At 40.9% G+C, this 2,856-nt stretch carries 5 protein-coding genes; 3 read left to right on the plus strand and 2 right to left on the minus strand.

All coding sequences use genetic code 11. From position 1 onward, the window contains the following. Positions 1-128: 128 nt before the first annotated feature. Together GNE10_RS33470 and GNE10_RS33475 are read left to right on the plus strand one after the other, a co-directional pair. A complete protein-coding gene (locus GNE10_RS33470) occupies positions 129-665 on the plus strand; it encodes a GAF domain-containing protein (protein ID WP_185570354.1) in 537 nt (178 codons plus the stop codon). Between the two features lie 170 nt (positions 666-835). Continuing rightward, positions 836-1,225 (plus strand): VOC family protein, encoded by a 390-nt coding sequence (locus GNE10_RS33475; RefSeq protein ID WP_099067220.1) that lies wholly within the window; start codon positions 836-838, stop codon positions 1,223-1,225. Positions 1,226-1,245: 20 nt separating this feature from the next. On the opposite strand, the gene GNE10_RS33480 is transcribed toward GNE10_RS33475, so the two are convergent. Next, on the minus strand, positions 1,246-1,689 hold the full coding sequence (locus GNE10_RS33480; RefSeq protein ID WP_185570351.1) for a type II toxin-antitoxin system PemK/MazF family toxin: 444 nt from the start codon (positions 1,687-1,689) through the stop codon (positions 1,246-1,248). Beyond that, a complete protein-coding gene (locus GNE10_RS33485; RefSeq protein WP_185570352.1) occupies positions 1,683-1,925 on the minus strand; it encodes an AbrB/MazE/SpoVT family DNA-binding domain-containing protein in 243 nt (80 codons plus the stop codon). The genes GNE10_RS33480 and GNE10_RS33485 overlap by 7 nt, the downstream gene beginning before the upstream one ends. A gap of 286 nt (positions 1,926-2,211) precedes the next feature. Between GNE10_RS33485 and GNE10_RS33490 the strand changes: the two genes are divergently transcribed. Continuing rightward, a partial coding sequence (locus tag GNE10_RS33490; protein WP_185570353.1) for an SAM-dependent methyltransferase occupies positions 2,212-2,856 on the plus strand: 645 nt, incomplete at its 3' end.

Below are 2,856 nucleotides of genomic sequence, written 5' to 3' on the forward strand. Positions count from 1 at the left end.
GTGCTTGACTAGTATTATGTTCCGTTAAAATTGAATTGCTGCTATAAATACAAAAATGTATTTAAATAAGGTCTAATAAATTACTATATTAAGTGCGGCAGCATTTACTTAGTCGTAATTTTAAAACCGTGCAAATTCATCCTCACTCAGAATCAAACCAAAGCCACAATCGCCGCGAGCAGGGTTTGGAAAAATTACTCTCTCGCCTTGTCAGAAGGATACGCCGGGATGAGTTAGTCAGGGAAACGACGAATCAACTCAGAGAAATGCTTCAAGTCGATCGCGTAGTTTTGTATTATTTTTATGGTCAGTGGGAAGGACAGGTAACTTTTGAATCGTTGAGTTCTGAAGAATTTTCAATTCTTGGTTCCACTGGGCCAGATGATTGTTTTAACGATGAATATGCTGCTTTATATCTGGCAGGACGGGTAAAGGCGATCGCTGATATTGAATTAGAATCAATGGAGTCTTGTCACCGAGATTTTCTCCGCAGTCTGCAAGTTCGCGCCAACCTCGTCGTTCCAATTGTGATACCTAGAGGATTATGGGGATTATTAATAGCACATCACTGCCAAGGGCCTCATAATTGGTCGCAATCAAATATGGAAATGATGCAAACAGCAGCCCAAACTCTAGCAACAGACCGTAATATTCTCGAAAGTTAAGCCACAGTGCCTTCAAATGGCATACAGTTATAGGAGAATTCAGAATTCAGAATTCAGAAGTAGAACAGGCTTTATTTATACCTGGCTTTGGGATTTAGTTTCCTTGCAATCTGCTGTAAGTAGCAAAAATATTTACCAGCGCTGATTCTTCTCAACAAGGAGAAAAAACTGTGAAATTTGGTTACACGGTCATTTGGGTAGACGATGTAGTTAAGACCGTTGAGTTTTACGAAAAAGCATTTGGTTTAGTTCGTCGCACCGTGGAGGATCGGGGACAGTTTATCTGGGCTGAAATCGAAACAGGAAACACCACATTGGCTTTTTCTTCCACCAGCCAAGCACAGAAATTATTTCCCGGTGGTTTTCATCCCAACGACGCCACACAACCACCGACATTAATTCAAATCTCATTCATCACTCCTGATGTTGGTAGCGCTTACATCAAAGCCATCGGAGCAGGAGCCAAACCATTAGACCCCCCAAAAATCCAACCTTGGGGACAAACAATAGCACGCGTCCGCGACCTCAACGGCGTGCTGGTTTCCTTGGTGAGTGGTTAGTGGCGATCGTTAAAATTGTTTCAGAAAATTAATGTTTCGAGCTTTGCTTGTACTTCTTCTATTAAATCTTCTGCAACACTTTCAACAAATTTTGCCTTTCTAGCTCTCCAGTCTAGTGTTTTAATTTGGTCAGACAACACAACTCCTTTTGTTTGCATTCCCTCAAAAAGAGGAACTTCAAAACTAAGTCCTTTTGGATTGCTAGTTATGGGACAAGCTAAAACCAAAGAAGCCATTCGATTGTATTTAATAGGCGATAAAACAAGAACAGGGCGGTAGCCAATTTGCTCGCGCCCTTGTTGTTGTAATTCATTATTTAATGTCCTAGCAATTTCATCAAATGACATTCCTGACGCTTGAAGGGCAAATGCACGCCGAATCGAATCAGCTGTAAACTGCTGTGCATTTTTGAATTCTAATTTGACAATATCACCTCTGTCAGGAAAGTAGGGATTAACTACCAATCTTCTTTCCCCTCAGCATTCCCAGTATCAAATTCAGGATGAAACTTATCACAAGTCATACCTTCAAGCAATTCATCAAGGGTATATTTTTTTCTTTTTTGTGGTGTAATGACAATACTGTTACCTTCCACACTAAAATTTATAGCTGTCCCTTCGGTTATGTGTACTTGTTCAGCTAAGGATCTGGGAATCCGAATAGCTAAACTGTTTCCCCATTTAGCAATAACTCCTGCCATAGCTATCTCCAAATATTCTGTTAGAGATTCACAGGCCTAAACTTCAAATTTGGCAGCAAAACGCTCTTAACAGTTTTTGTCTAAGATATATACTTTGAAGATACAAATTTACTCGACGGGTGTCAACACCCCAGTTATCTCATTAATTTTGCGAAGTGAATTAACCTTTTAACTTCTTTTCTTTTTCTCTTTCTTTGCGTACTTGGCGTACTTTGCGGTTTGTTCTCTAAAACCCTCACAACTAATGCAATAGACCACTAATTCGCAATCTCAAACCTCAAATTATATGAATTCCAACTCTTTGCTGTGTGCAGCGATCGCTCATCATATTACCACCAGTCCGCAACAGCGAATTACTTTCGCCGAATTCATGGATATGGCACTATATCACCCCGAACACGGCTATTATTCCAGCGATGCAGTGAAAATTGGTTTTCAAGGTGGTGATTTTTTTACCTCTTCCAACCTCAGCGCTGACTTTGGCGAATTACTTGCAGAACAATTTTTGCAAATGTGGGAAATTTTAGGGCGACCCGTAACCTTTTCTTTGGTAGAAATGGGAGCAGGTCAAGGACTCTTGGCATTGCATATCCTTAAGTATTACCAGGTACAATACCCGGATTTTTTTACAGCCCTAGAGTATGTAATTATTGAAAAGTCACCCACATTAAGGCAACAACAGCAAAAACGTTTACAAGATTTGCCCGTGCGTTGGTGCAACCTAGAGGATATCCCATCAAATGCCATTGTGGGCTGTTTTTTTTCTAATGAATTAGTTGATGCCTTTCCAGTCCATCAATTCACCCTAGAAAACGGCGAACTGCGAGAAATTTATGTGACAACACAGAAAGATGAAGAAGACGCAAAGAGTGGGAGACGCGGGGACGCGGTGAAAGAATTCTCCATGTCCCCGCGTCCCGATTTCCCCGCG

Source organism: Nostoc sp. 2RC (assembly GCF_014222165.1).
Taxonomy (GTDB): domain Bacteria; phylum Cyanobacteriota; class Cyanobacteriia; order Cyanobacteriales; family Nostocaceae; genus Nostoc; species Nostoc linckia.